Source organism: Mesorhizobium sp. M1A.F.Ca.IN.020.06.1.1 (assembly GCF_004023265.1).
Taxonomy (GTDB): domain Bacteria; phylum Pseudomonadota; class Alphaproteobacteria; order Rhizobiales; family Rhizobiaceae; genus Mesorhizobium.
This window is the reverse complement of record NZ_RZSR01000290.1, coordinates 1-6,136: the sequence shown is the minus strand read 5'-3', so window position 1 is coordinate 6,136 and position 6,136 is coordinate 1. Positions and strand designations below refer to the sequence as shown.

At 64.7% G+C, this 6,136-nt stretch carries 8 protein-coding genes and 1 pseudogene; 5 read left to right on the top strand and 4 right to left on the bottom strand.

Annotated elements, in window-relative coordinates; all coding sequences use genetic code 11:
- The 3 genes from EOA60_RS14870 to EOA60_RS14860 form a co-directional block, all read left to right on the top strand.
- A partial coding sequence (locus tag EOA60_RS14870) for a class I SAM-dependent methyltransferase (protein WP_164899315.1) occupies positions 1 to 576 on the top strand: 576 nt, incomplete at its 5' end.
- Between the two features lie 112 nt (positions 577 to 688).
- Positions 689 to 1,132 (top strand): carboxymuconolactone decarboxylase family protein, encoded by a 444-nt coding sequence (locus EOA60_RS14865; protein WP_095776734.1) that lies wholly within the window; start codon positions 689 to 691, stop codon positions 1,130 to 1,132.
- A gap of 70 nt (positions 1,133 to 1,202) precedes the next feature.
- Positions 1,203 to 1,436: a hypothetical protein gene (locus EOA60_RS14860; protein WP_164746687.1), complete on the top strand. Its 234-nt coding sequence runs from the start codon at positions 1,203 to 1,205 to the stop codon at positions 1,434 to 1,436.
- A 100-nt stretch (positions 1,437 to 1,536) separates the two neighbouring features.
- On the opposite strand, the gene EOA60_RS14855 is transcribed toward EOA60_RS14860, so the two are convergent.
- Both EOA60_RS14855 and EOA60_RS14850 read right to left on the bottom strand, forming a co-directional pair.
- Positions 1,537 to 2,556 carry an LLM class flavin-dependent oxidoreductase gene (locus EOA60_RS14855; RefSeq protein ID WP_095825128.1) on the bottom strand — a complete coding sequence of 340 codons (1,020 nt, stop codon included), beginning with the start codon at positions 2,554 to 2,556 and terminating at the stop codon, positions 1,537 to 1,539.
- 167 nt (positions 2,557 to 2,723) lie between these two features.
- On the bottom strand, positions 2,724 to 4,217 hold the full coding sequence (locus tag EOA60_RS14850; protein ID WP_095825127.1) for an aldehyde dehydrogenase family protein: 1,494 nt from the start codon (positions 4,215 to 4,217) through the stop codon (positions 2,724 to 2,726).
- 204 nt (positions 4,218 to 4,421) lie between these two features.
- Here EOA60_RS14850 and EOA60_RS14845 point away from each other — a divergent pair, with 204 nt between their 5' ends.
- On the top strand, positions 4,422 to 5,183 hold the full coding sequence (locus tag EOA60_RS14845) for a COG4280 domain-containing protein (RefSeq protein WP_095825126.1): 762 nt from the start codon (positions 4,422 to 4,424) through the stop codon (positions 5,181 to 5,183).
- Between the two features lie 90 nt (positions 5,184 to 5,273).
- Positions 5,274 to 5,492, top strand: coding sequence for a hypothetical protein (locus EOA60_RS14840; protein WP_066991559.1), 219 nt, complete (start codon positions 5,274 to 5,276; stop codon positions 5,490 to 5,492).
- 43 nt (positions 5,493 to 5,535) lie between these two features.
- Here the strand turns inward: EOA60_RS14840 and EOA60_RS14835 are convergent, their stop codons facing one another.
- A complete protein-coding gene (locus EOA60_RS14835) occupies positions 5,536 to 5,721 on the bottom strand; it encodes a hypothetical protein (protein WP_095799570.1) in 186 nt (61 codons plus the stop codon).
- 131 nt (positions 5,722 to 5,852) lie between these two features.
- Positions 5,853 to 6,136: pseudogene (locus EOA60_RS37610) on the bottom strand (isoprenylcysteine carboxylmethyltransferase family protein); the annotation flags it as partial.

Here is a 6,136-nt window from a genome sequence, read left to right as displayed (position 1 = left end):
TCCCTGGAGGGCGTCGTCGAGAAGCTCAGGACTGGTGCGCTTGTGGCCGACATCGGGTGCGGTCACGGCCATTCGACGGCGCTCATGGCAAAGGCCTTTCCGGCTTCCCGCTTCCATGGCTTCGACAATCACGAAGACTCGCTGGTGGAGGCCCGTCGCGGCGCCGCCAAGCAGAGCTTGGAAGGGCGCGTGGCGTTCGAAAAGGCGCGGGCCGACGACTACCCGGGCAGCGGCTACGATCTGATCTGCTTCTTTGATGCTCTGCATGACATGGGCGATCCTGTCGCCGCGGCAGTGCATGCATCAAAGGCGCTGGCGCCGGACGGGACGGTGATGCTGGTCGAGCCTTTCGCCAATGACCGGGTCGAGGACAACATCTCGCCGGTGGCGAGAATGTATTACGCGGCCTCCACCACCATCTGCTGCGCCCACGCTATTTCGGACGGCGGCCGCCTCGTGCTGGGCGCCCAGGCCGGCGAGGCACGGCTGGCGGAAGTGTTCCGCAAGGCCGGGTTCACCCGTTTCCGTCGTGCCTTCGAGACGCCGTTCAACTTGGTCCTCGAGGCCCGGCTCTGACCTTCGAAAGCTAACACCGGTCGGTCGCAGCGGACGACTTCCGGCCTCGCGGCGCAAAGGGGGCGCGGGGCGGGCAGCAATCCCTTCGATCCCAACAAACAGGAGACTGATCATGAAAAACATTCTCACAGGCATAGGCTTCGCCATCGCTACCGTACTTGCCGCACCGCTCGCCGTTGCGCAGGAACTGCCGGCGGCCGAGCAGACCTACAAGGAAATCGAGGCGACGCTCGGCATCGTGCCGAGCCATATCAAGGCCTATCCAAAGTCGGCAGTCGCCGGCGCTTGGGCGATGTTCAAGGGTCTCGAGCTTCAACCCAAGAACAACGCTCTCGAACCGAAGGTAAAGTCGCTCATCAACGTCGCGGTGGCGGCGCAGATTCCGTGCCGTTACTGCATCTGGCTGGAAACCAAGATGGCCAAGGACCGCGGCGCCACCGACGAGGAGGTCGCCGAAGCCGTGGCCCATGCCGGCTACGTCCGGCACTGGAGCGCCGTGCTGAATGGCCTGCAGATCGACTTCGAAACCTTCAAGACCGAATTTGGCGGCGACTGACGGCAGGCGGTGCCCGGCGTTTCAACCGGGCACCGCCCCTTCCTGCACGCCCCACCACATGGGAACTCTCATGGAACTGCTCATCAACGCGGCGAACATTCTTTACGTGATTGCCTACTTCACAATGGACATGCTGCGCCTGCGAATGCTCACCCTGACGGCGGCAACCTGCCTGGCAGTATACTTCTACTGCCAGCCCGTCCCGATGTTGAACGTCGTGGCATGGAACGTCTTCTTCATCGGCCTGAACGTGGTCCACATCACCCGGATCGTGCGCGAGCGGTACACTGGCGCAGCGAGCTGATTGCCGGTGGCAGTGCCTCAAAGCATCGGGTGCGCCGATTCGATCATGGCCCCGAAATCGAGTTTGGTCTCGCCTCGCGGCCGTCGAATCGCTCGATTGATCACCGCCAGCCGAGTGCCGGCGCGACGTGCTTCAGGATCGCCTCGATGACATGGGCGTTGTAGTCGACGCCGAGCTGGTTGGGCACGGTGAGAAGCAGCGTGTCGGCCTCGGCGATCGCCTCGTCTTGCCTGAGCTGCTCAACCAGCAGATCCGGCTCGGCGGCGTAGGTACGGCCGAAAACGGCGCGCTTTTCCGGCTCGATATAGCCAAAATGATCCTCGCCCTCGCTGCCGCCGAAATAGGCGCGGTCCATGTCGTTGACCAAGGCGAAGATGCTGCGGCTCACCGACACGCGCGGCTCGCGCGCATGGCCGGCTTCCTTCCAGGCTGCGCGGAAGGCTCTTATCTGCTCAGCCTGCTGGATGTGCAGCGGCTGGCCGCCCTCGTCGAATTTCAGCGTCGAGCTCTGCAGGTTCATGCCGAGCTTGGCCGCCCATTCGGCGGTGGCGTTGGTGGCCGCGCCCCACCAGATGCGTTCGCGCAGGCCGGCCGAGAACGGCTCGAGCCTGAGCAGCCCAGGGGGATTGGGAAACATCGGCCGCGGATTGGGCTGGGCGAAGCCTTCGCCGCGCAACAGATCGAGGAGGATCTCGGCGTGGCGGCGCGCCATGTCGGCATCGGTCTTGCCCTCTTCCGGCACGTAGCCGAAATAGCGCCAGCCATCGATCACCTGCTCGGGCGAGCCGCGGCTGATACCGAGCTGCAGCCGGCCGCCGGCGATGAGGTCGGCCGCACCCGCATCTTCGGCCATGTAGAGCGGGTTCTCGTAGCGCATGTCGATGACGGCGGTGCCGAGCTCGATACGCTTGGTCTTCGCGCCGGCCGCGGCAAGCAGCGGAAACGGCGAGGCGAGCTGGCGGGCGAAATGGTGGACGCGGAAATAGGCGCCGTCGGCGCCGAGCTCCTCGGCCGCGACTGCAAGGTCGATCGACTGCAGCAACGCGTCGGCGCCCGAGCGCGTGCCCGATTGCGGGGCGGGCGACCAGTGCCCGAACGACAGAAATCCGATCTTCTTCATGCGCTCCGTTCCGCGTCGGGCGGCCCGCTGAACCGCTCGTGTTCTTGTGTTGCTCCAGCGCAATACCAGGAAAACGTGCGACGGCGTTCCGCCGCGGAATTGCGCAATGCAACGCAAATAGTTGAAGCCGTGCGGCTATTCAACGAAACGCGACCGGATACAGACCGTCAATCGATCCGGATCCAGACGCCCTTGGTGTTGAGATATTCGTCGAGATGCTCGGCGCCGCCCTCGCGGCCGTAACCGCTCATCTTGTAGCCTCCGAACGGCACGGCCGGGTCGATCGCGTGATAGGTGTTGACCCAGACCGAGCCGGCGCGCAGCCGGTTGGCGAGCTGGTGCGCCTTGCCGACATCCTTGGTGAACACGCCGGCGCCGAGACCGTAGGGCGTGTCGTTGCCGCGCCGCACCGCTTCGTCCAGCGTGTCGAAGGGCAGCGCCGAGATGATCGGCCCGAAGATTTCCTCGCGCGCGATGCGCATGCCGTCGGTGACGCCGGAAAACACGCCGGGCGTCATGAAATTGCCTGCGGCCAGCGCGCCCTTGGTCATGCGCTCACCACCTGTCACCAGCCGCGCGCCCTCGCGCGCGCCGTCCGCGATGAAGCCCGTCACGCGCTCGAGCTGTCTTGGCGAGATCAGCGGTCCGATCTCGGTCTCGGGGTCGGCGCCGTCGCCGATCCGCAGCTTTGCCGCGAAGGCCGCGACGCGTTCGACGAATTCGTCATAGATCGGCCGTTCGACGAAGAGCCGGGAGCCGGCGATGCAGACCTGGCCGGAATTCGCGAAGACCGACATGGCCGCCACCGGCACGGCGCGCTCGATGTCGGCATCGGCGAGCACGATCACCGGCGATTTGCCGCCTAGCTCCAGCGACACGCGCTTCATGTTGGCGGCCGAGGCGCGCAGAATCGCCTGGCCGGTGGCGGTCGAGCCGGTGAAGACCACCTTGTCGACATCCATATGCGCCGCGAGCGGCGCACCGGCTTCCGCGCCCGTGCCGGTCACGACGTTGACGACGCCCGGCGGCACGCCGGCCTCCTGCATCAGGTCGGCGATCAGAAGCGGCGTCAGCGGTGCCTCTTCCGACGGTTTCAGCACGATGGTGCAGCCGGTGGCCAGGGCTGGGCCGATCTTCCAGATCGAGGCGGCGGTGGGCGCATTCCACGGAATGATCGCGCCGACCACGCCGACCGGCTCCTTGCGCGTGTAGGAGACGATCTCGCCGGGCAGCGAATTGCCGATCGTCTGGCCGTGGATCGACGTCGCCATGCCGGCATAGAAGCGCAGCATGCCGAGCACGCGGTTGCGGTTGGCCAAAGTGCGGGTGATCGGCATGCCCATGTCGGTGGTGTCGGAAAGCGCCAACTCTTCCCAATGCCGTTCCATGAGATCGGCGATCTTCAACAGCAGCAGCTGGCGCTCATAGGGCTTGAGGCGGCTCCACGGTCCCTCGAAGGCGCGCCGCGCGGCGGCCACTGCCAGGTCGACGTCCTTGGAATCCGCAAGCGGCACGGTGCCCAGCACCGCGCCGGTGGCGGGGTTGCGCGTCTCGAAAGTCCGGCCGCTCACCGCATCGCGCCACTCACCGTCGATCATCATCTGCCGGTGCCGGCCGTCGATCGGCGTGCGCAGGGGAAGGTCTCTCACCGATAACGTCATCTGAAGCCGCTTCCTCTGATGAGCATGGCCTTATGCCACCGGCCTGCGCACGGGCGCAAGTTCGCCGCCGCGGTCGAGAATGTGCAGCCGGCGACGGCTGATTTGTCCATCCGCCATACTTTGTGCGTCATCGCCTGTTGAACAAGGCTGAACCGGCCCCGCCTTCCGAAAAGGGCGGCGAAACACGGACCTCGGTAGCCATTCATGCATGACCTGACGCCCGTTCTCTCCACCGTGGCCGCTTCGTTCCTGGCGTCCTTTGTTGAGGTGGTCGAAGCCTTCACCATCGTGCTGGCCGTCGGCGTGACGCGCGGCTGGCGGCCGGCGCTGACAGGCGCCGTCTCGGCGCTCGCCGTGCTGGCGGCGCTGGTGCTGGCTTTCGGACCGCTGCTGCAGCTGATCCCGATCACGCTCCTGCAATTCGTGGTCGGCGTGCTTCTTATCCTGTTCGGCATGCGCTGGCTGCGCAAGGCGATCCTGCGCAGCGCCGGGATCATCGCGCTCCGCGACGAAGAGGCAGCCTTTTCCAGGGAAACCGACGCGCTGACCCGCTACGCCAACGATCGTCGCGCCGGCTATCTGGCCGGCGTGGCGGCCTTCAAGGCGGTGCTGCTCGAAGGAGTCGAGGTGGTGTTCATCGTCATTGCAGTCGGGACCGCGCATGGCCAGACGCTCTATGCCGGTCTCGGAGCGCTGGCCGCATTCGTGCTTGTAATGCTGATCGGCCTCGCCATGCACCGGCCGCTGGCGCGTGTGCCGGAAAATGCGCTCAAATTCGTGGTCGGCCTGATGCTGACCAGTTTCGGCGTGTTCTGGACAGGCGAAGGCCTCGGCGCCGAATGGCCGGGCGAGGATTTTGCGCTGCTTGCCATCTTCGTCGTCATCGCCGCGGCATCCTTCGCCATGGTGCGCTGGCTGCGCAACGCCCACGTGGCTGCTGCCAAAGCAATTCCAGGAAAAGTGTGAAACGGTTTTCCGTCCGGAATTGCGGTCAAAAAGAAACAGAGCGGCTTGCCGTTTCCGTGAAATGGTGAACCGCTCGAAGGGAATTGCCCGATGAAAATCGTCCGCCTCGTCCTGAAGGAGCTCGTCGGCATGTTCGTCGACGACGGCAGCCTTGCGCTTCTGGCACTGCTTCTGATCGCTTTGGTCGCCGGCGCCGTGAAGCTTCTGGCGCTGCCGCCGCTCCTCGGCGCTGTCCTGATCCTGATCGGCTGCCTGGCGATCCTTTTGGAAAGCACAAGGCGCGGCGCGCGCGGCGGAGGCAAAGGCTAAGCCGGCCTGATGGGTGGCGCGGGCCAATTCGACGCGACGCGCTTTAGGCTCGGAGGGCGCGACTTTCCTCGCCGATCGCGCGTTTGACGAAAAGCTCGGCGTGCTCGGCCCACTGGATTTCTGTGACGTTGTTCTCGCGAACCGATCGCTTGAAAGCTTCCCGCAACGCGTCGAGTTCAAACACCGACAACCGTCCGAGCGTATCGTGTTTCGACGTGCGAATTTCCATCACGCAGCCCAACAGCCCAAGTCATAAAGAGGTATATGCTTCGCCAGCTCGGACTCAAGGCATTGCCCCTGACTTCTTTTGGGTGCAATCGCTGGGCTTTTTAGCTCGGGCAGCGAAACGCCCAATCGCAATCAGTAGATTGTGAACAAGGTCGGCAGCATGCCGATCATACGAAAATGCTCGACCGCCTCGATAAGCGGAAAGAAGGCCAGAAAATATAGGCCGTCCCGGAACGTGCTTTTCAGCGCGCTGGTGGAAAAGACCCAGTGGTCCTCGTCGCGGTAGAGCATCGGATTCGGCCAGAAACGCGGCGTCCGCTCGGCATAGGCCGTGTAGGCGGCGCCGAACTTGCCGGACAGGAACTCGGCCTCCCGGCCGGCGGTGAACGGGAAGACGAGGAAGCTTGCAAGCCCAA